The following is a 25,359-nucleotide window of genomic DNA, read 5'->3' on the forward strand; positions in this document are numbered from 1 at the left end:
GCGACCGACCGATTGCGGCTATGCGCGGAGAACCGGCAGCGGGTAAGACGGGCTGTCCACCTCGCCGCCGCTCGGCTTTCCGCTGGTGCTGATGGACGTCACCCGCGTGACGGCGGAGGCGGCCACGCCCGTCGGCCAGTTCGGTCAACGCGGCGGTTCGAACCTTCCTCGCGGACCTGCCGATTCGGCGGCGGAGACCAGCAGGCGATGAGTCGCCGCTCGACTCGGGCCGGATTCCATTTCCATCAACTATCTTATGAGTGGATTGCGGCCTATGGAATCGGTCGGCTGCACGCATCGAGTCGAGTATCCCGACCCCGGCGGCCTACCGGGGCAGGATCATCGATTTCAGATCCGGCAGGTTGCCGATGCGCTGGGATGCGGGCCGATCAGCGGCATCGGTTTGCGGTGATCCGGTTTCCCGCAGCCGGGCGCGCACTTCCGCAGGGGTCTTGCGTCCGGCCGCCGCCGCACTCATGCCCTGATAGCTGGTGACCGCGCCGACCACGATCGGGGACGCGCTCGAGGTTCCGCTGAACACGTCGGTGTACCAGAGGTCCTCGTCCGGACCGCCTTGCAGGTCACCGTACCCGGTCGTGGTGACTTCCAGCCCCCAGCCCTGCACATCGACCCGCTTTCCGTAGTTGGAGAACGGCAAGCGGGAGCGGGCCGTGCCGTTGTCGCGGCCATGGAAGCCGGGTGGAGGTGCGCCGGCTCCGACGATGATCGCACCGGAGTCGGCTTCGCCGCCGCGAAAGGGATTGCGCCACGTGCTCGGGAACTCCGCGGGGCGGGAGTCGTAGATCGCGGCGTCGAGGTCTTCGCCGCCATTGCCTCCCGCCTCCACCACGACAACGCCTTTACCGACCGCGTAGTTGATCGCCGCGAAGTCGTCGGGCCACCATTCGATCGCGATATAGCCGCGCTGATCCGGCCGGTTGGCGTAGGCGAAACGCGGGCCAGGCCGATGCAGTTCGAGCAGCATCACATCGCCAGGGTTGAGCACGTCCGCCGCCGAGCGGATCGCGGACGCCGATCCGGACCCGAAGATCGACACCGCGCGGATGTACGCTTCGGGCACGATCCCGGTGATGCCGTAGGCATTCACGTCACCGCTGATCACTCCGGCGACCGCCGTGCCGTGGTCGCGCCAACCCTGCTCCGGTGACGGGGTGCCTCCGATCACCCCACCCTGGTTGACCTGCAAGTCCTCATGGGTGAACCGCCACGCGCCCTCGACATCCACCACTCGCACACCGGTCCCGCGGCCCCCCGGCACCGTCCACGCCCACCGAGCGTCGATCCCCTGCGGGGCGGCATCCAGATATCCTTGCCGTACCGCGAAATCCGGCGTGACCGGCGGGGCCTCGGCGGCGGAACGGCCGGTGATCGCTCGCGCGCCTTCCGGCGCTATCGGCGGCTCGGCGGGCGGTTTCACATATGCCGCCGCGATGTCGTCCGCGGTCCGCAACCGCTCGGCCAGTTCGTCGAGTCGGCCGGTGACACCGCGGACGTAGAAGTAGTTGAGATACTCCGCTCCGGTCTCCAGGCGTGAGGTGCCGGCGAGCCTGCGCTCCAAGCGGTTCGCCGGTCCGAAGATGCGCACCAGTTCGCTCCCGGCCGGAAGTAGTTCCGTCAGACGAGCTTGCGCGCTGTGACTGTCGCTCAGAGCGATCGGCGTGATCGCGGTACCGGCGCCATGGGTGACCACGATGAGTTCCGCGGGCGACCGGAGCTCGGATTGCTGGGATGCCATGGCGCCCAGTCAACCTGGATAGCATCCTGCTCGCCACCTCGAGATCAGCCATCCAAGCGCAAGGTCGGCACCATCCCCGGCAGCGCGACCGTGTCGCGGCGGGAGCCCACGGAGAACAAGGCCTCCAGCGTCCCGATCGCGATCATGCACGATCCGGCTACCCAGCCGAGCGTGTCCGGTGACTCGAACGACACCGAACCGACCAGTAGACCGAGTGCCAGCGTGATCAGCCCGAACAACTCCTGCCGTCCGCGCCCGGGCAGATCATCGACCCAGACCGCCACGGTGGCGTGACAGATCCCTCGGATCGCCCACGCCAATCCGATCCAGAACGACAGCAGCGGAGCCGAATTCCCGCCCGCGAAGCAGAGCACCGCGAGTAGGGCCGACAGCGCCCCACTGACCAGCACCAGCATCCGCAGCGGGGTCACGAAGCGGGCACCGAGCGCCACGACCAGTTGTAGGGCGCTGTTGAGCAATAGGTAGCCGCCGGACAGCAGTTCCGCTGTCGGCAGCGATTTGTGCGGCCACACCGCTAGGGCCACACCCATGATCATCGAGCAGGCACCGGCCACCAGTACCGTCTGCCGGGCTGCCCCGGCCAGTGGTTCCGTACGCCCTTCGACTCCGTTTTCGGGCATAGCTACATGATATGACCAGAGCCGCGGTTAGCGGCTCGTTTGCCCCATCCCGATCCTCGTCGTGCGCGCGGGCACACCGCTCCGTTCGAATTACGCAGTCAGGCTGATGAATACGCCGGTGGCAATGGTGTCGTCGAGCCGCCACCACGCGTCGACCCGACCGGCAACCGCCGACTCCACAGGCGAGACCGGCACTTGCAGAAGGCGATGGATACGAAGGATCCGATCGCCCACCGGGATGTCGGTGTAGAACAATCCATCCCGAGCTGGACCGAAACCTCCTGCGAGAGAGAGCGTATCCGCGACGTGTACCGTGACCGAGGGGTCGGGCGTGTCGCTCTCGCTTTGGGCCTGAGGCCGCGCGTTCCCGATGAGCGCGGAGACGATCTGGGCCACCGCGACCGGGTCACGGGTGGCGTCGTACACCCACCGGGTGCCGAGGACACCGTGTTCGGAAATGCCCACAAGCGCCTCGGCGGCGTCCGGCAGCGGTGCGCCCCGGTAGGTCAGCGGCACGTGATAGGTGTGCGGCTGCGCGCCGGAGTGATCGGTGATCACCACGAATTCGATCCCGACTTCCCCGTCCGGGTCATCGAGCCGGAAACCACCGGCTTTGTGCAGATCCGCTGGTTTTTCACCGCGGCACCACGCGCGGCCGGGCAGCCACGAGGTCAGCAGTTCCATCTTCGTGGGAACCATGGTGGTCCGATGGATGACGGCCATGCTCGACTCCTCCTCCACGTCGCGCGCGTCGCGCACGTCGCGCACGTCGCACACCGAGATGCACCGAGATGCACCGAGATGCACCGAGATGCACCGAGATGCACCGAGAGCCTAGTACGGAAGCCCTGCGCCCGCTCAGGCGTCGTCGCGCCGGTCGGGCTCGGTAGCGGGTGATTTGCGGCGAGCTTCGGCGAGGAGTTCGTCGAGCTGGGCTTCGGCGCGTTCGGCGCGCGCGAGGGTCTGCACGCGAGCTTCGTCCAGCGCTTCGAGCCGCTGAGCGGCTTCCGCGCGCGCCTTGTCGACAGTCGCGGCGGCCTCTGCGCGGACGGCGGCCAGTTCGGCGGCCGCGGCGCGACGGGTTTCGGCGAGTTCGGCGCGGGTGGTGTCGAGTTCGGCGCGTACTCGGCGCCATTCGGCTCGCGCTTCGTCGGCGGCTTCGGCGCGCTCCGCGGCGGCGCGCTCGGCTCGTTCGGCCGCTCGTTCGGCGTCCGCCGCGCGCTGCACGGCGAGATCGCGCTCGGAATGGGCGGCCGCGACCAGGGCTTCCGCCTCACGCCGGGCGTGTGCGATGTCGGTCTCCGCGCGACGCTCGCCGCGCTCGACTTGTTCGGCGGCTTGCTTTTCGATGCGTTCGATCTGCTCGGCGGACTCGCGGCGCACGGTGCGGACTTCGGCTTCCGCTGCGCTGCGTGCGGCGAACACGTCATCGGCCGCCTGCTTGGTGACGCGTTCGACCTCACGCAGCGCGTCGTCGCGCGCCGAATTCGCCTCGGCGACCAGCCCTTCGGCGTGTTCGGCGGCGCCGGCCGCGTCGTCGGCGGCGGATTCGGCGAGTTCCCTCGCCTCCTGCGCCTCCCGCCGCGCCTGCTCGGCCACTACCGCCGCGCCTTCCGCCTCGGCGATCCGCCGCGCCGCGTCCACCTGAACCGCCTGCACCTGGGCTTCCGCGACCGCCGGGTCGGCCAGCGTGGACAACTCCGCGACCGCGGCGTTCAGCGTGGTGTTCAACTGCTCGGCGAGTCCCCGGAATTGGGTGAGCAGTTCATCGGCCCGCAATCGCGCAACGGTCACCGGCCCCGGCTGCGTCACAGTGACGGCAGTGGCCGCAGTCTCGGCCTCCTGCTGTTGCCGTTGCCGCTCGCGCCACGCACGCCAGCGCGTGTGGTCGGGCCGGTCGCAGTACTCCGAGGGACGACCGGGTCCTGCTCCGCTCGGAATCGGGCGCGTACAGCCCGGATAGTTGCACACCTTCGACACGGCCAGATCGTAGCGTTCGATTCTGCGCAACCTCGCTTCCCCACCGAGGACGTATCACGCACTTCAGGCAGTGCGGCGGCCGTCCTGGCTCAGTAAATACGAGGTCAACGACCAGCGTGAGCTGACCAGCGACCCTATCCGCCGCGCGGCCGAAAGGATTGGAGGCGCTCACGCGCTCACGTCACGTTTCGGCACCGGCTGGCCGCAGTAGCGGAGTAGGCATCGAAGAACCGCGTGGACTTGCCCACCGGCAGAATCAGCCATGCAGCAGCCAGATCCGTCGCCGGATCGCCAGCGCCCAGCGCGCCGAAATCGAGCACGCCGGAGAGCATGCCTTCGCGGACAACGACTTCCAGTTCTGCGCCGGATGTTTGCCCTGCCGCGGTCGAGGACGGTGCCCCACACCGGCCGGGTCTGGCGGTCCCGGTGGTCAGAGGCCGGCTCGGCGGCGGACGGTGCGCTCGAGGATCCCGAGGGTGGCTTTGAGGGAGGACCGGGGAACCACCGGGAAGCTGAGCCGCTGCTTCCACTTCTCATCGATCTGTGACCAGTCGCAATACGACGTGACGAGGGTGCCGCCCTCGGCCGGTGCCAACCGGTAGCCGTAGATGTGGCCGAATCGGCGGCCACCGGTTTCGACTGTCCAGGCGATCTCCTCGTCCGGAACGAGCCTGGTGATGACGACCTCGACCTCGTACCTGCCCAGGGGAACGTCCCCGAGGGCCTCGCGATCCATGTGGACCAGGAATCGGTCGCCGGGACGCTCGACCGGCTTCCCTTCGGCGTCGATCAGCATTCCCGATGCGTCGATGTCCACGTGCCCTTTCGGGTCGGTCAGCACCGCGAAGACGGCATCGGGGGATGCGGGGATGAGCCGGGAGACCTCGACCCGTTCGGCGTCTGCCGGTTTCCCTTCGGCAGGCGGCGTTTCCGCAGTGGCGATGAGAACCGCCCTGCCGAGGATGTGCGAGGTCATGGCGAAGCCGAGCAGGGCCGGGGTGGAATCGACCGGCACGCCGATGGATTCGACGTCGAGGGCATGCACCACGACCAAATATCGGTGTGGTCCGTGCCCCGGCGGAGGGGCCACGCCGCTGAACCTGGCCGCGCGGGCGTCGTTGGGCAGTTGGAAGGAGCCGGTCGGCAGACCCGCCCCCGTGTCGTCGCCGGCACCCTCGGGCAACTCGGTCACGGTGGCCGGGATGTCGGCGACCGCCCAGTGCCAGAATCCCGACCCGGTCGGAGCGTCGGGGTCGTAGACGGTGACGGCGTAGCTCGCCGTGCCTTCCGGCGCGCCGCTCCAGGACAGCTGCGGGGAGACGTCCTTCCCGCCGGGAACGCCGGAGGAGAACTGCGCGGGCGACCAAGCGCCGCCGTTGGTGACCGTGGTGCTGGTGACGGTGAAGGAGGCCGCCTCGGGGAGGCGGGCGAAGGGGTCGTTGGCGCTCATCGGTGTCTTCTTTCCGTTCATCTACCGACATCCACGGTACAAAAATAATCGATTATTCTCTAGATGATCTATTATCTGAGTATGCATCGGACATTGCGCACTCCGGACTCACCCGGAAAGAAGATGCTCTCCGAGCAGGTCTACGCGCACCTACGGGGCGCGATCATGCGCGGAGAATACGCTCCCGGTCAGGCCCTCAAGCCGCAGGATCTGGCGAAGAAGATGGACGTGAGCCTTGCCGTCGTCCGCGAGGCGCTGGTGCGGGTGGTCGGCGAGGGCCTCGCCGACCGGCTACCCAACCGCGGCTTCGCCGTTCCCGCCTTCTCCGACCGCCGATGGCAGGAGATCGCGGAGGCCCGCCGGACTATCGAGCCAGTCCTCTTGCGTATGTCCATCGAGCGCGGCGACCTGGACTGGGAGGCTCGCGTGCGAGCCGCCCACCACCGCTTGGCCGGCACTCCGGTGTACCTACCGGGAGACGGCGAACACTACAGCGAGGCATGGTCCGAATCACACCGGCTCTTTCATCGCGCCCTGGTCGAGGGCTGCGGTAACCCAGTCCTACTGGAGACCTTCGACCGGCTGTGGACCGCCAGCGAGCTGACCCGCCGCTGGTCGACCCGCCGCAACCCCGACCGCGACGGCCTCGAAGAACACCGCCGTCTGGAAGAGGCGGCACTGGCCCGTGACGCCGACGCCGCAGCCGACGCATTGGCCCGGCACCTCACCCTGACTGCCGCCGGACTGGAACCGTGATCGGTGAGGCTGGAGTGCCGGACAGGTGCAGCCCGCCCCCGGTGGGGCCGCCGGGGACGCGGACAGCACCAGCAGCTTCCTTCGGCGAACGGATCGCCTTCTCCGCCCGACAGCCGTGAGGTCATGCGAGTTTCGGGAGTGACTCACGTCACTGGTCGATGCTGTCAGGGATTGGGGAGCTGTCTCGTTCAGGGAGCACGCGAACCAGACAGGAGCGAACCATGAAGCACCGCATCGTCGTCCTCGGGGCCGGATACGCCGGAGCCTTCTCCGCCGGATACCTGGCGCGCCAACTCCATTCCGACGACTTCGAGATCACCGTCGTCAACGCCGAACCCGATTTCGTCGAGCGGCTGCGCCTGCATCAGCTCGCCGCCGGGCAGGATCTCCGCCACCGGCCGCTGGCGGAGATGTTCGCGGGTACCGGCATCCAGCTGCGACTGGCGCGGGTAACCGACATCGACGTCGAGCACCGGAGTGTCACAGTCGCCGACGCCGAGGGCGTCGAGTGGCTCGGATACGACACCCTCCTCTACGCGCTCGGCAGCGCTGCCGCCGACCACGGCGTTCCGGGCGTCCACGAGCACGCCTTCCCCGTGGCCGCGCGGCCGTCCGCGCTGCGCCTGCGTGCACGCCTGGACGAGCTGGGCGGAGACGGGAAGGTGCTGGTAGTCGGCGGCAATCTGACCGCGATCGAAACCGCCACCGAGATCGCCGAATCACGCCCAGGCCTTCGGGTCGGCCTGGCCACCAGCGGCGAACTGGGCGGCTGGCTGGGCACGAAGGCTCGCCGTCACCTGCTGCGCGCCTTCGACAGGTTCGATATCACGGTCCACCAGCACACCACCATCGAGCGCGTCGAGGAGGCGGCAGCGGTCGCCGCCGACGGCACCGCTTTCGCCTCCGACGCGACCGTGTGGGCCGCAGGCTTCGCCGTCCACCCGATCGCCGCCGCCAGCGGCCTCGAGGTGGTGGCCAACGGCCAGATCACGGTCGACCGTCAGATGCGGTCGGTCTCCCACCCGGACGTCTACGTCGCCGGTGACAGCGTCTTCGTCATCGGTGACAACGGTCGGCCGTTGCCGATGTCCTGCGCTTCCGCGGGATTCACCAGCATGCAGGCGACCGCCGCGATCATCGGGGACCGGACCGGGCGCAAGGTCTCGACGACCTCGCTGGCGTATGTCGGCAACCACATCAGTCTCGGCCGCAAGGATGGGATCTTCCAGCTGGTCGACGGTGACGCACGTGCGAAGTCGTGGGCCCTGTGCGGCGGGACGGCCGCGCGCGTCAAGTCGGCGATCCTTCGGACTGCCGCCTGGAGCGTGAGCCACCCGACCTTCGGAAAGCCGAGTCGCCACTATCGCTCGGCCACCACCGCAGAGCACTCGCCCCACGTGGTCGCCGCATAGGGTCGTGCCCATGGACACTGCCACCGTGGCGCGTTTCGAGGCCAGCCGCAATCGGCTGGCCTCCCTCGCCTACCGTCTGCTCGGCTCGGCCGCCGATGCCGAGGACACGGTGCAGGACGCGTTCCTGCGGTGGCAGGCCGCCGACCAGGAGTACGTCGATGTGCCCGAGGCATGGCTGACCAAGATCGTCACCAATCTGGCGCTCGACCGGCTCCGTTCGGCGAAGGTGCGCCGCGAACGCGCGGTCGGCGCCTGGATGCCCGAACCGCTCCTCGACGGTGACCCGATGCTGGGTCCGGCCGACACCGTCGAGCAGCGCGAATCGGTGACCCTGGCGGTGCTCACGCTCATGGAGCGTCTGTCGCCGATCGAACGGGCCGTGTACGTGCTACGCGAGGCCTTCGCCTACAGCCACGCCGAGATCGCCGAGATTCTCGGCATCACCGAGGCCGGCAGTCAGCAACACACCCACCGAGCCCGGCGCCGAATCGCCGCCGCGGGCAACGGCACCGACGTCGACCGAGCCGCGGCGCGCCGAATCGTCGAGGCGTTCGTCGACGCCGCCTCCTCGGGCCGGACCGAACGGCTGCTGGCGCTGCTGACCGACGACGCGACCGGCATCTCCGACGGCGCCGGGCTGGGGCTGGCCGAGAAGCTGATCCGGTACTCGACCCCGCAGCGGATCGCCGGCGTGGTGCGGGCCGGCTTCAAACCGTCTCCGGCCAAGCGGAGACTCGCCGGCGGCTCGCCCTCGATCCATGCCGCCGTGGTCAACGGCTGCCCGGCCATGCTCGCCACGCTCGACGACCGCGTCGTGGGTGTCGTGATCCTGGAGATGCGTGACGACAAGATCGCAGGCGTTCGCGCCATCGCCGCGCCGGACCGACTCGGTCGCCTCACCGAAGAATGGCAGCGGCAGGAGCATGCCGCCCCGCTGATCGAATCGTGGTAAGCGGCTGTCCGACAGTCGATTTCATGTTCGTCAGTGGCCACTGACGCGTTGGTGGATCTGTTCGAGCTGATGCGCAAGATCAACACGGGGCGGATCGGCGCGTGGAACAGGATATTGCCGGAGGCATGGGGATGCGATCGATTTGCCGGGAAAGAGGCCGGTGGCCTTACGCGGCACGGTTGTTCAGCCAGGTGCGGTAGCGGCGCAGTGCGCGACGCTGGAGCACGGTCTCGTGGAGGAGAGCGACCTTGGGGTTGATCCCGGGACGCGCGCGCCGTCCGGCGCCGAGGCGGCGAAGCTGTTGTCGCACTCGGGCCATGCTCGCGGCGGACGCGACAGCCTTGTCCTTGATCTCGACGGGTGCGAGTTCGACCTTGGCGTCAGCGTCCCGGCGCCACCGGTTCGGCAGGTCAGGGTCGACGGCCAGCGCGCTGCCCATGCCGACGAGATCGATGCCGCCGGCCAGGACCTCCTCGGCCACCGGTCGCCGGAGGACACCTCCGGTCAGCATCAGTGGCAGCGGGCTGGTTGCCGCGAGTTCTTCGGCGAGAGAGAGGAAGTAGGCCTCGCGGGCTCGGGTCCGCTGGTCACTGGCTTGGCCGGTCATGGCAGGGGCCTCGTAGCTGCCCCCGGAGAGCTCGACGAGGTCGACGCCGACCGGGGCCAGCATCGCGAGCACGGTCGCGGCGTCGTCAGCATCGAAGCCGCCGCGCTGGAAGTCGGCGGAGTTGAGTTTGACCGCGACGGCGAAGCCGGAAGCGACCGCGGCCCGCACCGCACGCACGATATCGAGCAGCAGCCGGGCCCGATTCTCCAGGCTGCCGCCCCACTGGTCGGCGCGCCGGTTGGTCAGCGGCGAGAGAAACTGCGACAGCAGATAGCCGTGGGCGGCATGGATTTCCACACCGTCGAACCCAGCCGCCTCGGCCCGACGCGCCGTCTCGGCGAAGCGCTGCACGGTTTCCTCGATCTGCCGCGGGGTCATCTCGACCGGGTCGGCGAATCGCTTGCTGTTCTTGCCGACATCGACACGGATCGCCGACGGCGCCCAGGCGACGCCGGGCATGTCCGCGCGCACCTGCCGGCCGGGATGGTTGATCTGCATCCACACCCGCGCGCCGCCGCTCTTCGCGGCGACGGCCCACCGACGGAACGGTTCCAGCGGCGACTCCGCGTCCAGGACGACTCCGCCCGGCCCGGTGAGCGCCTCGGCGTGGACCATGACATTGCCGGTGATGATCAGTCCGACCCCGCCTCGACTCCAACGTCGATAGAGCCGGAACAGGGACTCGTCGGGGAGTTGACCGGATGCGGCCATGTTCTCCTCCATAGCGGCCTTGGCCAGCCGGTTGGCGACCACGGAGCCGTTCGGGAGGGTGAACGGCGCGAAGACCGGTGAAGTCCGCTCCGCGCCGCCTGACCTCGCAGGGATGGGGGCTGTTGATGGCATCGCCGCTCCTGAATGCGGTAAGTTTACATTGCTAACATGAGCCTAGAAAGGGATGTAAGCGATGTCAACTTCGGCGAAAAGGAGTGGCTACCATCACGGCAACCTCAGGGCGTCGCTACTGACGGCGGCGATGCACCTACTCGAAGTCGGCGAACCGTTCTCGCTGCGTGCCATCGCTCGCGAGGCAGGCGTGTCGCCGACCGCGCCCTATCGACACTTCGCCGACCGCGACGCCCTGGAGTCCGCCCTGGCCGTGCAGGGCTTACGTGACCTGAAGGCGGACCTGAGCGACGGACGCGAGCTCCCGACATCGGCGGCGGGGCTCGGCGAGCTGGCGGTCGCCTATGTCGAGTTCGCCCTGCGCAGACCGGCGTTGTTTCGCCTGATGTTCGGCAACGCCTGCGACGAGGGCAACGAGGAGCGGGTCCAGGCGGCAGCGGAAATCCACGATCTCGTACAACTCGCGATGAAGCAGGTCTTCCCGGACGGCGACCCCCAGGCGCTGGCCTCGGCATGGTGGGCGCTGGCCCATGGCATGGCATACCTACACCTGGACGGCAAGCTCCCGGCGGAGTCGAGCCACGAAGTGGCCGATCGAGTGCGCGCCGCGTTCGCCGCGATCCTTTCCGCGCGCACACAGTAGGCCGGCGCCGCCCAGAGTGTGCCCACTCACACCGACACGGGTGTTGACAGTGCTCACATCCCGCCCTAGCCTCGCTAATGTACGCAATGTAAACATTCAGGAGGATGACCAATTATGAGCAAACGCATCTTGAACGTCGTCACCAACGTCGGCCACTACGACGACCCGTCCCACCCGACCGGTTTGTGGTTGTCCGAGCTCACCCACGCCTGGCAGGTCTTCGAAGAGCACGGATTCGAGCAGACCATCATCAGCCCGGCGGGCGGCCCCGCTCCCCTGGAACCGCGGTCACTGAAGTTCCCCAACTACGACAAGACCGCGAAAGCCTGGCGTGCCGATCCGGCACGGATGGCGCTGCTGGAGAACACCGTCAGCCCCGACCAGATCGACTCGGCCGACTACGACGCCATCTATTTCACCGGCGGGCATGCGGTGATGTACGACTTCCCCGACAGCGAGGGCCTGCAGCGCATCACCCGGGAGATCTACGAGCGCGGCGGCATCGTCTCCTCGGTCTGCCACGGCTACTGCGGCCTGCTCAACACCAAGCTCTCCGACGGGTCCCACCTTGTCGCCGGTCGCAGGGTGACCGGGTTTGCCTGGCAGGAGGAAGTCCTCATCCGCGTAGACAAGCTCGTGCCCTACAACGCCGAGGACGAGATGAAAAAGCGCGGCGCCCGCTACGAGAAAGGCAAGCTGCCGTTCCTGTCCTACGCCGTGGTCGACGGCAACCTCGTGACCGGCCAGAACCCCGGATCAGCCAAGGAGACGGCGAAGAAGGTCGCCGCCCTGCTGTGACCCCTCCGCACCGGCGTCCGACCCGAAGCGGATGGCCCACGCGCCGCCGGGCCGGGCGGATGCCAACCGCAAGCGTTCGGCAAAGTTGTGTTCGGCTCCCGGCTAGGCGAGCCGGCGCGGAACTGACACCAGTCACCGGAGATCCTTCGAGCCAGAGATCGACTGCCGACAACCCCTGGCAACTCCCGTTCGCTCCCAGTGCCTCGTCCGGAAAGATCGAACCGGGCCGCCAGGCCATGACAACCGATGAACGGTTTGCGCCCGGAAGCGATGTGCACCTGCGGATCTGGTTGGGTGGCATGGTCTTCGACTACGCGGCCACCGCCGTGGCGGCTCGCAATGTGATCGATGACTGGAGCCGAAAGCATTGGGTCACAATCGAATTGATCTGCGACACCATCGAAGAACATCTACCGCTGCCCCGCCTGCCGTACGAACGATTGTTCCTCGGCCCGTGACAAGCAGGTGTAGTCCACCACCGGATACCGGGCTTCACGCACGACGGCGTCGGGGTGACCCACGGCTGCGGTTGGGCACCAGGTGCAGACCATGCCCCTGGCTGGTCACCGACCACCTCCCGCTCCGACGCTTTGACATAGGTCCAGGGAGTCGAACCGGTGTGTATGCCAGATAAGGCGTGAGCGTTCCTCGGGATAAGGCTGGGTAGTCGGCTCGGCGCTGTAGACACGAGTGGATCGGCTTCCCGGATCGTAGGACGCCCAGCCAGGGTTTCCGGTGGTCGCGAAACGCACCCAGTCGCTGCGCATTTGATAGGAGACCTCCAGGACCTCATTCGCGGCGTTCGGGTGGGCCAAGGGGTGGCCACGCACCTCATCGGCGCTGAGCGTGCCGAACACAAGCAGCATGTCCAGGCTGTGCGAGGCACCCTGATCCCGGCGGAAGCTCCAGCACAGTTCATAGAGCCACACGGGTCCATGCCCGGCGTATTGGGCGTCGGCGAGATGCAGGCTCGGCATCCGAAGCAGCCAGTCGGAGTTGACGAGCTCATACAGCTGTTCAGGGGCGGCCTCCGGGTAGGCGGCGCGGTATCCGCCGCTGCTGTCCGAGACGGGCGCGAGACGTTCGAGTGCGGCGGTCGCCTGCTCATCGGTCATCTCTGTGCCGCGCCGGGCGTTGAACAGCGAGTACTCGTCACGGGTGTGTCCAATGAGCAGATCGATACCCCGCGCGGCACCGTTGGCGAGCGCATGCCATGGCGCAGCAGGCAGTACGACGCCATCGACAACCGGTGAGAACGGCGTAGGCGTCAGCGCCGTGGGTCCCCATGATTCGACGAATTCGGGCATCTTCCGAATCACCGCGTCGGTCGCCTCGATCAGCGCACGCGGCGGGATGCCGGCGAGCTCATCGACGGTGGCGCGCACACCGAGTTCCGCGGCGATCGTCGCGGAGATCGCGCCGGCGAGCCGTGGGGAGAAGTACGTGCCCGGCAGGCTCTGCGATATCGCACGACGAAACAGCCCCGCTGCCATGGGCATAGCGAGCAGCGCCGCGACCGAACCAGCTCCTGCGGACTGGCCGAACACAGTGACGTTGTCGGGATCGCCGCCGAACGCGGCGATATTGTCCTGTACCCACCGCAAGGCTGCGATCTGGTCGAGAATGCCGCGGTTGTCCGGGGCTCCGGCGATGTGGGCGAAACCTTCCACGCCCACTCGATAGTTCATGCTGACCATCACCACACCGCACGCGGCGACAGTCGCACCGTCCTGGTGCGGGTTGCTGGCGGCGCCCTCGAGGTATCGGCCCCCATGGATCCACACCATCACCGGCAGCCGGGCGGTACCGAGCTCGGGTGACCAGACGTTGAGCGTCAAACAGTCCGCGGAATCATCATCGGCGCTGCCGGACACCGACGACATCACCGAACCTCGATGGCTCGCTTGGGGAACCGGTGGACCGAACTCCAGCGCGTCGCGGACACCATCCCACCGCTGTACTGCAACGGGAGCCGCGAACCGACGCGCGCCGAATGGTGACTCGGCGAAGGGGATGCCCCGGAAGATCGCGACTGCGTTCTCCCACCTGCCGCGCACAACCCCCGCAGTCGTTCGGATCTCTGGTTCGAAACGCCCCCAACCTTCGACGCGCACATCAGAACCCCCGCCAGTCACGCCCACCACCCCGTCCATGCCGTTCGTCGACGCCAGATCGCGGGTGATCATGCCACAGTGGCCGAGAATTTCGAGACATTGGCCAGATACACATTTACGGTCGTCAGATTCACTGATACTTGGCCAGTTTCATCGAGACGGGACCACTCCAGGTCCAGTCGTCTCCGAAAATCAGCCCTCCAGTTCTGACCTCCGATAAGTGAACCTTATCGGTGGTCAGGACGACGCTTCATGTCCGGCTACCGTTGCGACTATTACGTTTCGTAGCGTTAGTAGTGACGTAACTAAACCGCCACGAAAAGAGCGAAAAACTGGGTACCCCCTCTGCTGACTTCAAATGTCAGTTCTCATCTGATCTGCCGGGATAGGTGATAACCGAAGTGGCTTGCCTGTCGGGACGGGCCGAAGGATGCCCTCTGCCCAAAGCCGTATCCCCCGCGAGCTTCGTGAGGACGTCGGCCGTGTCGCTCGCAACGCCGAGGTGACCCTGGAGCAGATCGCCGCCGATTTCGGGATCCACCCGGTGACGCTGCCGAAATGGATGCGCCAGGCCGACGTCGACGAGGGAACCGAGCCGGTGTCCGGCGGCATCCTGCATACCGATCGCGGATCGCAAGCCCGGCCGATTCCGCAGCCGAAAGTTCGCACGCCCTGACTCTTCACGGCATGACCGGATCGGTGGGCCGCGTCGGCGCGGCCGGTGACAACACCTGATCCGAACGGACCTATAACGTCACTGTGACGCATGGTGTTTCCGTGCGCCAACGCGCATCGGACGGCACTAACACAGGCGAATTGTCACTCGACAGACTCCGCAAGTGCCGCCGCTTCGGTGCCGTAGGCTGGCATTCCTGCGCCGAAAGTCGTGGCGCGAACAAGTCCGTCATCGTTAGGAACGCGGGAGCCCGAACCATGGACGATCGATCCAGTGTGGTCGCGGTTCCGGAGTCGGTGCGCACCGAGTTGCGCCGTGGGGTGCGCAGCGTGCTGGTCGATGCGGCGGCACTGCGGCTGGTGCGTGACCGTTTCGATGACGATCAAGCCGGATCGCTGCGGCGGTATCTCGAAGCGTCGCAGTCGGCGAACACGCTGCGCGCTTATCGAGCCGACTGGGTGGCGTGGTCGGCGTGGTGTGCCACCGAGGGGCGTCAGGCATTGCCTGCCGACGCGCTCGACGTGGCCGTCTATCTCGCGGCGGCGGCCGACGCCCGCCGCGCCGGCGGCGAATGGGCGTTCAGTCCCGCGACTTTGGAACGCAAGTCGGCCGCGATCGCCGCGGTACACGCGGCCAACGGCCTGCCGTCACCGACTCGATCCGATGTGGTGCGCCTGACGCTGCGCGGCATCCGCCGCACCCGGCGGGCGCAACCCCGACGCAAACGCCCTGTCCTGCTGCATACTCTCGATCAACTGCTGGGCGGACTACCCGAACCGGGCTGGCCCGCCGAACCCGCCCGGCGCCGGGATTCGCTCGTGCTGCTCGTCGGTTTCGCCGGCGCCCTTCGCCGCAGTGAACTGGCCGGTCTGCGCATCGGGGACGTCGAAGTCGGTCTCGACCACACGACCGGCGAACCGATTCTGTTGATCCGGCTGCCCGCGACGAAGACCGACCCTACCGGCGCGGCCGAACAGCGCGTGGCGCTCCCCCGTGGCCGCCGTCCCGCGACCTGCCCGGTCTGCGCCCTCGCCGACTGGCTACGCCTACGCGAAACACACGCCGCTGCGGGGACTATCGGTGTCCGGTCCTGGCTCGCCGACCTTCCCGCGAGATCGGCCGACATCCACCGTTGCCACGGCTTCACCGGCACCACGCTCACCGACGCGGATCTACCTCTCTTCCCCACCGTCAACCGGCACGGTGCGATCGGCGACCGCGCCATGTCCGGGCGGGCGGTCGCCGAACTTGTCAAGCGTTATGCCGCCAGGGCCGGGCTGGACCCCGACCTGTTCTCCGGACATTCGCTGCGCGCCGGCTTCGCCACACAGGCCGCGCTCGGCGGCGCCAGCGACCGCGAGATCATGCGTCAGGGACGCTGGACCAACCCGCGCACCGTTCACGGCTACATCCGCACCGCCAACCCCCTGGAAGACAACGCGGTGACCAAGCTCGGATTGTGAGCCCGGAATCAGGATGAATCGCATTCAATGCAGCACCACGTTCTCGCGATGAAGGCTGCGACGCACGTCGAGAGCAATTGCCACCTAGCGGGTCGCCGCGAAAATCGCGCCCTGCTTGATTACATTTTCCGGCCGTGCGCGGGGTCCACCTGCCTCGTGGGCACGTCTCCGGATTTCCGGGGCGGCACCGATCTCGCGGCACGTCGCCATGACTGGCGGCGGTCGAACAGTCGGCGGCCGGAGCGGAACACAGTAGCCATCGTGACAGATATCCCGTTGTGCAAGATGGCATTTCATGGCCCGCGCCAATCGAGTCGGCACTGCCGACTCCCTGACCTGGGATATGACAGAACGAGTGCGTCAATTTGAACCGAAGGCCACCTGTTCGACTTTCTCGTTTGCGCGAAGCGGCATTTTATGTCCGCTGCGACAGGCCGATACCGTCGAATTCACGGAGTGGAATTTTCGGTCGGCCGAAGAGTGCGCGGCCGCATTGCGTGCCGGTGACGTCACCTCGGCGGAACTGACCGACGAAGCGATCGCTCATATCGAGCGGGACGGCAAGGTGGCGGCCGGCGTTCTTTCGTAGCGGCCGGCGACGGTGCGGGGTTGTTCGAGCCGGTTGATACCGCGGCGAGCATGTTGCGTGCCGGTAGATAGCGGGTCGAACGCCGGTGGCCGGCGTGGCAAGCGGCGGCGGCCGGCCCTTGTGAGGTGAATGGCGTTCACCTATGGTGGTGAACGCCATTCACCTCCGAGGGGGTTTCGCTGTGCCCATTGATTCGCATCCGTCGACGTCTCCGACTGCCGACCGTGGCGTCATGGCCGTTCTGGCGGCTGGTGGCATCGTCACCACGCTGGTGCAGACCGCAGTCGTGCCGCTGCTGCCGCAACTGCCCCGGCTGACCGGCGCGGCACCGGTCGATGTCGGGTGGGTGGTCACACTTACGCTGCTGACCGGCGCGGTCGCCACCCCGCTGCTTGGGCGTGCCGGGGACATGTACGGCAAGCGGCCGATGCTTCTGCTCGCGCTCGGGGCACTCGCCGCCGGGTCGCTGGTGTGCGCATTCGCCTCCACCCTCCCGTGGCTGTTGGTAGGGCGGGCGCTGCAGGGTGTGGGCGCGGCGGTGGTGCCGCTGTCGATCAGTTTCCTGCGGGGTGTGCTGCCGCCGCAGCGGACGGGTTCCTCGGTGGCGCTGATGAGTTCGACGGTGGGCATCGGCGCGGCTCTTGGTCTGCCGCTGGCCGCGCTGTTGGTGCAGTACGCGGACTGGCACGCGATGTTTTGGGCCATGACCATGCTCTCGACGGGTGTGCTCGCCCTGGCGTGGCGGCTGCTGCGGAAAGAGCTGGTCCGGTCGCCGGGGCGTTTCGACCTACTCGGGGCGTGCGGGCTGAGTGTGGGGCTAGTGTTCTTGCTGCTGGCTTTGTCGAAGGCAGGTGAGTGGGGCTGGGGCAGTTGGCGGGTTCTGGGCCTGTCGGGGGCGGCGCTGCTGATCCTGACGGGCTGGACTGTCCACCAGCGCCGCGTGTCGCGGCCACTGGTGGACGTGCGCCTCGCGATGCGTCCGGCGGTTCTGCTGCCCCACCTGGCCGCGTCGCTGGCCGGGTTCGCCTTCTACGCCAACTCCCTCGTCACCGCGCAACTGGTCCAGGCGCCCCGGGTCACCGGGTACGGTCTAGGGCTCTCGGTGGTGGCGGCGGGTGTATGCCTACTGCCCAGCGGTGTGATCATGGTGTTGTGTGCTTCCTTGTCCGCCCGCCTGTCCGCCGCCCGCGGGGCCAAGGCCACCCTCACCCTGGGCACGATGATCATCGCGGGCGGCTATGGCCTACGCATCGCCGACAGTCGGCAATTGTGGGCGGTCATCGTGGGCGCGGCCGTGGTCTCGGTCGGCACGGCACTCGCCTACTCCGCCCTGCCCCTGCTGATCATGCGGGCGGTGCCGCTGGAGCAGACCGCCGCAGCGAACGGCCTCAATGTTCTCATGCGCACCATCGGGCAAGCCTTGTGCAGCGCGGTGGTCGCCACCGTGCTGGCCCAGCACACCCGCCCGTTCGCCGACACGGCGGGCGTGGCCGTGGCGGCGCCGACCCTGAACGGGTACCGGATGGCCTTCGCCGTCGCAGGCGCGGTCGCTCTGCTGGCCTGCGCGGCCGCCTGTCTCGTCCCGCGCCAGCCGCGATCCGCGCCGTCCCTCCTCCAGGAGCCTGAACAAGATGTCCGACCCGAACTCCCCCTCTCCGCGCAGTGCCCGCCTGCGATCGAGGTCCATAGATCCGCCGAAGCCCGACCCGGCCCAGGACCGGTCGGCACGACCGCGTGATGCCGACGCCCGCCGTGCGGACATCCTCGCCGCAGCCCGGCGCGCCTTCGCACGCCACGCCTACGCCGACACCACCATCGCCGCCATCGCCGACGACGCAGGCGTGAGCCCGGCGCTCGTGATGAAGTACTACGGCACCAAGGAACACCTGTTCACCCAGGTCTTCACCTTCGACGCCGACGCCACCGCCCTCTTCGACGCCCCCTTGGACCGCCTCGCCCGGCACATGGTCTTGCATCTGATCGCCACCCAACGCGGAAAGACCCGCGACCCGATCCTGCGCATCGCCTTCTCCCGCCACCACTTGGAACTCGGCGGGCAGGCACGAGCCAACTTCCGCACGCAGGTCATCGACGCCCTCGCCGCCCGCCTCCCTGGCCCGGGCGCCCCGCTGCGAGCGGAGATGGCCATCGGTGTGCTGCTCGGCCTCGGCGCCCTCTACGCGACCGTCCAAGCCGACCAGCTCACCCAACTGGACCCCGACGAAGTCGCCGACCTGTACGTCCCACTCCTGCAACCCCTGCTCTGCGGCGAGGCCCCGGCGGGCAGCTGACCAGCGCGGGATTGGCCGAACCCCCACTGGGTGGGGTGTCAGTGGCCTTGTGTAAGTGCCGTGGAGAGAAGCCCGTACCTGATATTTGCTGGCGGTATGCTGACTGAGTGCTGTCAGTCCAGGCGCCGATGCTGGCCGTCTCCGGACGGCCACCGCGGGAGCACGGCCGGTGGGCGCTGGAGATGAAATGGGACGGCATTCGCGCCCTCGCGCGGTGCCGGGCGGGGGAATGCCGGTTCTACAGTCGCAACAATCGGGATCTCAGTGGCTCATTTCCTGAGCTCACGGCGGTTCTCGCCGAACTGGGCGAGGGGGGTGAGCTGATCCTCGACGGGGAGATCGTGGCGCCGGATCCGAAGACGGGGGCGCCGTCGTTCGCTCGCCTGCAACGGCGGATGCATGTCGTCTCCCCCAGCGCGGAATTGCTGCGAGGATTCCCGGCGCAGTATCTGGCGTTCGATCTCCTGGCTGTCGAGGGTGCGTCCATCATGAACCTCCCCTACACCGAGCGTCGCGAGCGTTTGGCGGAACTGGCGCTGGACCGGCCTCTGGTCCGGACCCCGCCGTACTACCGCGATATCGACGCCGACACGCTGCTCGACGTCGCTCGCGAACACGGCTTGGAGGGAATAGTCGCCAAGCGTCTCGATTCGGCCTACTACCCCGGGCGGCGGTCTCCGTTGTGGATCAAGACGCCGCTGCGCAAGACGACCGAGGTCGTCGTAGCGGGCTGGCTGCCCGGTACGGGCCGTTTCTCCGCGACGTTCGGCTCATTGGCGCTGGGTGCCTACGACGACAACGATCAGCTGGTGCACGTCGGCAATGTCGGCACCGGCTGGACCATGCGCGACCGCCGCTCGCTGCAAGTTCGCCTGAACGAGCTGTCCCGCTCCGACACGCCCTTCGACGTCCCTCCGCCGCGCGCGGTGGCGGCATCCGCCCACTGGGTCGAGCCGGTCCTCGTCGGCGACATCGAATATCGCGAAGCCACCCCCGAGGGCCTGCGCCACCCCAGCTGGCGCGGGCTGCGCCCCGACAAGTCTCCGCGTGAGGCGAAAATGCCTTTATAGAACCAAATGCACCGCTGTATTGCTGATTGCTCGCACCGTTTTGCTCGTAGATCGCTCGTCAGCGTAGGCGTACATCACCGCTGACTGGAACTGCGCTCCTGCCGATCCGCGTTCGGGTGGCGAATCGCTACCACGCGAAGTTCTGCGAGCGGGATTGACCGGGTCGTGCGGATCAGTACTCCCAGGGGTCGAGCCCCGCCTCGTATGCGGCTGCCTCGTCCTTGTCGTGCAGGAAACGCGGGTCCACCACGCCCTCGAGTGAAGTGTCGCTGATCGGTCCTGGATGCCACTCATTGCGCACGAGTTTCAGCAGGAACTCGGCCATTCCGCACGGATACACCGACCACTCGTGGTTCATGCGGGAGTACACCGCGACCGGCCATCGATCCGGGTCCTGGTCCGTCGTGATCCAGCACAGAGTGTCGGCCGCAGCTGTTCCGCCCCAGATGAGCAGGTCCTCCAGCCGATACCGGCCCCCGTCGGGAGCCCACTCGTTGACCCCCTTGTCCGCGAGCGCTGCCTGCGAGAGCCTCGATACCTTCACCATCCGCACCTCCTCCGAGGAGACCACAGGGGTGAACACGACGACCAACTCCTCGATCGTGCCGCTGCCGAAGGCTGCAACGAAGGACCGATAGTCGGCCGGAAAAGCAGTTTCGTAGATCTTCTCCGCCGCACTCCAGTTGACGGTGTCCCCGCAGGTCGGCCCGATGCACGACAGCACTTCTCCGAGGCCCGCCATGGCGGGCTGATCCTCACTCACGCTCCAGTTCCCATCGAGTCGGTGCCCCACCATGCTGTGGCATTGTTTGTCCTTCAGGCTGTGCATCTCTCGTCGGGGCGCGCCATATCCGCCCGGTTTCGGCGAATGCTACTGCACCCCTACGACCTATCCGTCGACGCGAATGGAACGGAAGCCTGGAGCCAGGCGATCTCCCGCAAATGTCAGCGCCGGTCGCCTCGCTGCTCACTGGGCCCGGCGCTGACCGATTCAGTCAGCGCGCTATGCGGCTACTTAAGACTGGTGTCAGGGCTTGATCCCGGCCAGGATCGAGTCCCAGGTGCCCGGTGGGAGGCTCCCTATGTGGCTGCCCCCGGCTCGTTCGGTGTGGCTCACTAATGGCCTGCGTCCCATCGGGTTACCGTGCGGGTGTGGCTGGAAAAGGTCTGCCCTGGCTCGAAGTAGCGGTGCCCTTCCCGCACGGACACCCAGTTCGTTCGGACTTCTGGAAGGACGGCGGGCGCAGGTGCGGGTGTTCGCCACCGGCAACGGCTACGTGATGTCCGGTTCCGGGTCGGCAGTGCTGCCACCGCAGTCGAATGCGTCGTCGGCCGAGTCACCGTCGCGGGTCGGCTCCGCCCGAAGCAGTTGCGGCTGAGCCCGATCGCGCCGATCTTGCCCTCCTCGCGCAACGTGATCAGGTCGCGAGTTGATCGTCGAGGTCGACGACCTGGTCGCCGGAGGCCCGTAGGCCAGGCCCGGCGTCGAGCGGCCGGTCGGTGTGCCTAGCGGCTCGGGGAACCAACCTCTTCAGAGGAAAACGCGAGCGATCTCCAGCCACCGCCGTGCGTCCGCGCCCACCGCGGTGAGGTCGGTTTCGGCCAGGGACCTGCGCTGGGTGAATGTAGCCGCCGACCGTGCCACGCAGCCGACGCATCCGGAAATCCCGCGGAACCGGGTGGTCCGCCCCAGCCTGTCCGGCCGGGGCGGACCTGCACCGGTTCCGCGCCCGCGCGCTCAGACGGTCGCGACCGGAGCCCCTGCGCCGGTCGCGACGACCCGGCGACGCCGCCTCGGCGCCAGTAGGGTCGGGTGCTTCACGGACCAGGCCGCGAGCGAGCAGATCAACTCCTTCACGCGGGCGGCCTTGCGGCCCACGTCGACCTTGGAGGTCGGCTGATCCTCCTCGGTCACCTTCTGCACGATGGCATCGCGGCGGCCGAGGCTGATGCACTGGCTGTTGTAGCCGATGGGGGCATCGGGAATCTCACGTCCGGTCAGCCGAGCGGCAATGGCATCGGCGCCCAGCCAGGCCATCGGGGAGGCGGTGGCGCAGCCCATGCGCAACGTCCTGCCACCCACTCCCGCGGCGTGCGCGGCATCGCCGACGGCGTATACATCCGGGTGCGAGACCGAGCGCTGGGTAGCGTCGACGACGATCCGCCCGGTCTCGGAGACGGTCAGAGTGCTGGCGGCCGCGATCGGGTGCACGGCGAATCCCGCTGTCCAGACGGTCATTTGCGAAGGGATCTGCGCTCCCGATCGGGTGACCACGCCATCTTCGGTGACCCTTATGACGTCGGCGTGCTCGTGAACGGTGATACCGAAGCGTTCGAACGCGCCGCGCAGGTGGCTCTGCGCCTTCTCGTCGAGCCAGTCGCCGACGCCGCCGCGCGCGGCCATCGCGACCTTCAGATCCGGGCGCGCCTCGGCGATCTCGGTGGCGACCTCGATACTGGTCAGGCCACCACCTACGATCAGCACGGTCTCGCCCGCCCGCAGCCGGCTCAGACGTTCCCGCAGCCGCAGCGCCGCCTGCTTGCTCGCCACCTGGTGGGCGTGTTCGACAACGCCGGGCACGCCGAAATCGGCGACGGTGCTGCCAAGGGCGTAGACGAGTGTGTCGTAGGCGAGGGTCTCGGCCCCCTGATCGCCGATCAGTTCGACGGTCTTGCGGTCGGCGTCGACCGAATCGACCCATGCGATGCGCACCTGGACGCCGGTGCCCGCGAACATCTTCCGCAGTGGACGAACCGGCAGGTCCTGCCCGGCGGCGAGCTGGTGCAGGCGCACCCGTTCGACGAAGTCGGGATCGGCGTTGACCAGGGTGATCTCGACGTCGTCGCGGTGCAGTCGCTTGGCCAGGCGGCCGGCTGCGGTGGCTCCGGCGTACCCGGCTCCGAGGACGACGATGCGGTGCTTCATGGTGTTGCTCCTGTCTCGGTGGGTTCGGAGCTTGAACCGGACAGCCGCACGAATGCTGACAGGAGCAGGGTGTGATGTGGGTCACCATAAATCGGGCAGGGGTTCTCCCGGCGCGTAGGTGGCCCACTGGCGATTGGCGAATGCCAGCTTGTCGGGGTTGACGTGGGCGTGCATGGCGGCGATGCCGTCGGCGGTCACCTCCAGCACCACGACGCCGACGATGCGATCCTCGGCCACCAGGATCAGCGCGGGCCTGCCATTGACGATCGCGGCGAAGGGTGTGGGCTTGCCGCCGAGCTTGTCCCACTTGGCACCCGTAGGTTTGATGGCCAGCCGCACGAACATCGCGATGCGCTCGGCGCCGACGAGCGGCCTGTTCAAGGTGGCGAAGAAGGCGCCGCCGTCACCGATGATGGCGGCGTCATCGGTGAGTAACCGCACCAGCTCGTCGGTTCGTCCGCTGACCGCCGCGGCCAGGAATTCCTCCACGATCCGGCGCGCGGCGGTCTCGTCCACCTCGATACGCGCCCGTTCCACGGCCAAGTGCTGTTTGGCGCGGCGATAGACCTGCTGGCAATTCGATTCTGTGATGTCGAGCAGGTCGGCGATCTCGTGGTGCGAGTAGCCGAACGCCTCGCGCAGTACATACACCACGCGTTCCTTGGCGGTGAGCCGTTCCATGAGCGTGAGCATGGCGATCGACACCGATTCGCGTTGTTCGACGGTGTCGGCCGGGCCCAGCATCGGGGCGCCGGCCAGCACCGGCTCCGGAAGCCATTGCCCCACATAGGTTTCCCGGCGCGCACGGGCGGAGGTGAGCTGGTTGAGGCAGAGATTGGTGAGCACCTTGGTCAGCCATGCCTCGGGCGTCTCCACGTATTCGCGGTCGGCGGCCTGCCAGCGCAGATACGTCTCCTGCACCGCGTCCTCGGCGTCGCCGGCCGAGCCCAGCAACCGGTAGGCGATCGCTTCCAGGCGACCCCTGGAGCGTTCGAACAGATCGGCCTCGCGCGTGAGCAACATGTCGGTCATGGTCGGCCATGCGCACCGGTCGTGTCCAGCGGTAGCGGTCCCCAACCAGCTTGCTCGGAGGCGTCGCGCACGTGCCGGCCGCGACCGGGAACTCGCACTCGCCGACAAGCAGCTCATCCTTCAGCACAACGCTCGGGGGCGTATCCGGCTTCGACATGCACAGTGCCGCCGGCACAATATTGTTCGGTCGAGTCACGGTCGCAGGCCAGGACCGGTGGACTGAACGCGTTCGTCCTCGAAGTCCAGCCGGTAGACCGCGGGCATCGGCATGGCGCGGCTGAATGCCCAGTCGACCTCGCCGCGACCGAACGCGATCAGCGCCCGGGAGATGAACGTCCCGTGGCTGCCCACGACGACGGTCCGGCCGCGGTGCCGGTGCGCCAGCGTCGTCAGGATCGCCGCGGCCCGGTCGGACAACTGTCGCAGGCTCTCGCCACCGGGCCTGGCGAGCGACGGCTCGGCCCAGCTTTCACAGTAGTAGCGCGCATAGTCGGGTGTCGGGCCGATCCCGGACTCCCACTCGCGCAGATCGTGGTCGGTTTCGATGGGCAAGCCGGTGCGACGTGCGAGCGGTTGGATGGTTCGGACTGCGCGGAGGTAGGGGCTGGAGAAGATCACGGTGGGCGACAGGGCTGCCAGGTCGGTGACCAGCAGCTCGGCTTGTTGTTCGCCTGCCGCGGTCAGTGACCGCTCGTAGTCGCCCGGCCCTCCCGCGCGAGGGGTGAACGGCTCAGCGTGACGGACCAGGACGAGAGTGGAGCGGGCAGTGTGCCGGGTAGCGATTCGTCGCACCACATCGGGAAGCAACGTGTGTTCGGCGTGCAGCACCCGCGCGCCGAGTGTCTCGACGGTGTCACCCGGCTGGACCGGTACCTCTACCTGGGCGATGATCTGGCCGGTGTCGTATTCGTCCGAGACGAGGTGGACGGATACGCCGCTGACGGGATCTCCGGCGTCGAGGACGGCTTGATGCACGTGCCCGCCGTACATACGGGGGCCGCCGTGTCGGGGCAGCAGTGCGGGGTGGACGTTGATGATCCGTCCGGAGAACTCCGCTCTGGTGCGCGGCCCGATCTTCTTCAGGTATCCGGCGGTGACCACCCAGTCGGCCGAGTGCTCGACGAGCGCGGCGCGGATGGCTTCGTCGGGGTCGTCGTGGGTGCGTCCGGACAGGTGGCGGGCGGGAATCGCGTTGTCGCGGGCGTAGCGCAGCGCACCGGAGTCGCTGTTGTTGCTGATGACGAGCACGATCCGGAACCGTGCGTCCGCCACAAGGGAAGCTCGGTGCAGCGCACGCAGATTGGATCCGTTGTGGGAGGCGATCACCGCGACGCGAAGTTCCGGCACGGCTTCGTAGTCT

23 protein-coding genes and 1 pseudogene are annotated in these 25,359 nt (G+C 67.7%); 12 read left to right on the top strand and 12 right to left on the bottom strand.

The genetic code is table 11. From position 1 onward, the window contains the following. Window positions 1–325: 325 nt before the first annotated feature. The 6 genes and pseudogenes from AB0L97_RS08395 to AB0L97_RS08420 form a co-directional block, all read right to left on the bottom strand. Complete coding sequence (locus AB0L97_RS08395; RefSeq protein WP_364426456.1) at window positions 326–1,756, bottom strand: S8 family peptidase; 1,431 nt, start codon at window positions 1,754–1,756, stop codon at window positions 326–328. Window positions 1,757–1,800: 44 nt separating this feature from the next. Then, the gene (locus AB0L97_RS08400) at window positions 1,801–2,397 is read right to left on the bottom strand and encodes a DUF308 domain-containing protein (RefSeq protein ID WP_355074023.1); all 597 of its coding nucleotides are present in this window, start codon (window positions 2,395–2,397) and stop codon (window positions 1,801–1,803) included. Window positions 2,398–2,487: 90 nt separating this feature from the next. Then, complete coding sequence (locus tag AB0L97_RS08405) at window positions 2,488–3,165, bottom strand: 1,4-alpha-glucan branching protein (protein ID WP_364426460.1); 678 nt, start codon at window positions 3,163–3,165, stop codon at window positions 2,488–2,490. Window positions 3,166–3,255: 90 nt separating this feature from the next. Then, entirely contained in the window at window positions 3,256–4,191 is a 936-nt protein-coding gene (locus AB0L97_RS08410) for a hypothetical protein (protein ID WP_364426463.1), read from the bottom strand. 362 nt (window positions 4,192–4,553) lie between these two features. Further along, window positions 4,554–4,907, bottom strand: a complete 354-nt coding sequence (locus AB0L97_RS08415; protein WP_364426466.1) for a phosphotransferase — start codon at window positions 4,905–4,907, stop codon at window positions 4,554–4,556. 392 nt (window positions 4,908–5,299) lie between these two features. Next, window positions 5,300–5,827, bottom strand: a pseudogene (locus AB0L97_RS08420) (YbhB/YbcL family Raf kinase inhibitor-like protein); the annotation flags it as partial. 63 nt (window positions 5,828–5,890) lie between these two features. Between AB0L97_RS08420 and AB0L97_RS08425 the strand changes: the two are divergent. From AB0L97_RS08425 to AB0L97_RS08435, 3 genes are all read left to right on the top strand, one after another. Then, a complete protein-coding gene (locus tag AB0L97_RS08425) occupies window positions 5,891–6,583 on the top strand; it encodes a GntR family transcriptional regulator (protein ID WP_364426469.1) in 693 nt (230 codons plus the stop codon). 221 nt (window positions 6,584–6,804) lie between these two features. Next, on the top strand, window positions 6,805–7,995 hold the full coding sequence (locus AB0L97_RS08430; RefSeq protein WP_364426472.1) for an FAD-dependent oxidoreductase: 1,191 nt from the start codon (window positions 6,805–6,807) through the stop codon (window positions 7,993–7,995). A gap of 10 nt (window positions 7,996–8,005) precedes the next feature. After that, complete coding sequence (locus AB0L97_RS08435; RefSeq protein WP_364426475.1) at window positions 8,006–8,947, top strand: sigma-70 family RNA polymerase sigma factor; 942 nt, start codon at window positions 8,006–8,008, stop codon at window positions 8,945–8,947. 166 nt (window positions 8,948–9,113) lie between these two features. Here the strand turns inward: AB0L97_RS08435 and AB0L97_RS08440 are convergent, their stop codons facing one another. Next, window positions 9,114–10,397, bottom strand: coding sequence for an NADH:flavin oxidoreductase/NADH oxidase family protein (locus AB0L97_RS08440; protein ID WP_364426478.1), 1,284 nt, complete (start codon window positions 10,395–10,397; stop codon window positions 9,114–9,116). A gap of 61 nt (window positions 10,398–10,458) precedes the next feature. On the opposite strand from AB0L97_RS08440, the gene AB0L97_RS08445 reads away from it, so the two are divergent. The 3 genes from AB0L97_RS08445 to AB0L97_RS08455 all read left to right on the top strand — a co-directional run bounded on the left by AB0L97_RS08445 (window position 10,459) and on the right by AB0L97_RS08455 (window position 12,296). After that, window positions 10,459–11,040 carry a TetR/AcrR family transcriptional regulator gene (locus AB0L97_RS08445; protein ID WP_355074034.1) on the top strand — a complete coding sequence of 194 codons (582 nt, stop codon included), beginning with the start codon at window positions 10,459–10,461 and terminating at the stop codon, window positions 11,038–11,040. A 114-nt stretch (window positions 11,041–11,154) separates the two neighbouring features. Then, a complete protein-coding gene (locus AB0L97_RS08450; protein ID WP_355074036.1) occupies window positions 11,155–11,838 on the top strand; it encodes a type 1 glutamine amidotransferase domain-containing protein in 684 nt (227 codons plus the stop codon). Window positions 11,839–12,110: 272 nt separating this feature from the next. After that, window positions 12,111–12,296 (top strand): hypothetical protein, encoded by a 186-nt coding sequence (locus tag AB0L97_RS08455; RefSeq protein WP_364426483.1) that lies wholly within the window; start codon window positions 12,111–12,113, stop codon window positions 12,294–12,296. A 105-nt stretch (window positions 12,297–12,401) separates the two neighbouring features. Here AB0L97_RS08455 and AB0L97_RS08460 read toward each other — a convergent pair whose 3' ends face one another. Further along, the gene (locus AB0L97_RS08460; protein WP_364426784.1) at window positions 12,402–13,991 is read right to left on the bottom strand and encodes a carboxylesterase family protein; all 1,590 of its coding nucleotides are present in this window, start codon (window positions 13,989–13,991) and stop codon (window positions 12,402–12,404) included. Between the two features lie 391 nt (window positions 13,992–14,382). Between AB0L97_RS08460 and AB0L97_RS08465 the strand changes: the two genes are divergently transcribed. The 6 genes from AB0L97_RS08465 to ligD all read left to right on the top strand — a co-directional run bounded on the left by AB0L97_RS08465 (window position 14,383) and on the right by ligD (window position 20,041). After that, window positions 14,383–14,628, top strand: a complete 246-nt coding sequence (locus AB0L97_RS08465; RefSeq protein WP_364426486.1) for a hypothetical protein — start codon at window positions 14,383–14,385, stop codon at window positions 14,626–14,628. Window positions 14,629–14,885: 257 nt separating this feature from the next. After that, window positions 14,886–16,091 carry a site-specific integrase gene (locus tag AB0L97_RS08470; RefSeq protein ID WP_355074040.1) on the top strand — a complete coding sequence of 402 codons (1,206 nt, stop codon included), beginning with the start codon at window positions 14,886–14,888 and terminating at the stop codon, window positions 16,089–16,091. A gap of 295 nt (window positions 16,092–16,386) precedes the next feature. Then, window positions 16,387–16,680 carry a hypothetical protein gene (locus AB0L97_RS08475; RefSeq protein WP_364426490.1) on the top strand — a complete coding sequence of 98 codons (294 nt, stop codon included), beginning with the start codon at window positions 16,387–16,389 and terminating at the stop codon, window positions 16,678–16,680. A 232-nt stretch (window positions 16,681–16,912) separates the two neighbouring features. Then, the gene (locus AB0L97_RS08480) at window positions 16,913–18,418 is read left to right on the top strand and encodes an MFS transporter (protein ID WP_364426493.1); all 1,506 of its coding nucleotides are present in this window, start codon (window positions 16,913–16,915) and stop codon (window positions 18,416–18,418) included. Continuing rightward, window positions 18,312–18,971 carry a TetR family transcriptional regulator gene (locus AB0L97_RS08485; protein WP_364426496.1) on the top strand — a complete coding sequence of 220 codons (660 nt, stop codon included), beginning with the start codon at window positions 18,312–18,314 and terminating at the stop codon, window positions 18,969–18,971. Before AB0L97_RS08480 ends, AB0L97_RS08485 begins: the two co-directional genes overlap by 107 nt. 128 nt (window positions 18,972–19,099) lie before the next feature. After that, the gene (gene ligD, locus AB0L97_RS08490; protein ID WP_364426787.1) at window positions 19,100–20,041 is read left to right on the top strand and encodes a non-homologous end-joining DNA ligase; all 942 of its coding nucleotides are present in this window, start codon (window positions 19,100–19,102) and stop codon (window positions 20,039–20,041) included. 172 nt (window positions 20,042–20,213) lie between these two features. Here the strand turns inward: ligD and AB0L97_RS08495 are convergent, their stop codons facing one another. The 4 genes from AB0L97_RS08495 to AB0L97_RS08510 form a co-directional block, all read right to left on the bottom strand. Continuing rightward, window positions 20,214–20,804, bottom strand: a complete 591-nt coding sequence (locus AB0L97_RS08495; protein WP_364426499.1) for a hypothetical protein — start codon at window positions 20,802–20,804, stop codon at window positions 20,214–20,216. Window positions 20,805–21,779: 975 nt separating this feature from the next. Continuing rightward, window positions 21,780–22,967 (bottom strand): FAD-dependent oxidoreductase, encoded by a 1,188-nt coding sequence (locus AB0L97_RS08500; RefSeq protein ID WP_364426502.1) that lies wholly within the window; start codon window positions 22,965–22,967, stop codon window positions 21,780–21,782. 81 nt (window positions 22,968–23,048) lie between these two features. Continuing rightward, window positions 23,049–23,990: an RNA polymerase sigma factor SigJ gene (sigJ, locus tag AB0L97_RS08505; RefSeq protein ID WP_364426505.1), complete on the bottom strand. Its 942-nt coding sequence runs from the start codon at window positions 23,988–23,990 to the stop codon at window positions 23,049–23,051. A 201-nt stretch (window positions 23,991–24,191) separates the two neighbouring features. Then, entirely contained in the window at window positions 24,192–25,346 is a 1,155-nt protein-coding gene (locus tag AB0L97_RS08510) for a formyltransferase family protein (RefSeq protein ID WP_364426508.1), read from the bottom strand. Between the last annotated feature and the right edge of the window lie 13 nt (window positions 25,347–25,359).

It is taken from the genome of Nocardia sp. NPDC051911, from assembly GCF_040681035.1.
Classification (GTDB): Bacteria; Actinomycetota; Actinomycetes; order Mycobacteriales; family Mycobacteriaceae; genus Nocardia; species Nocardia sichangensis.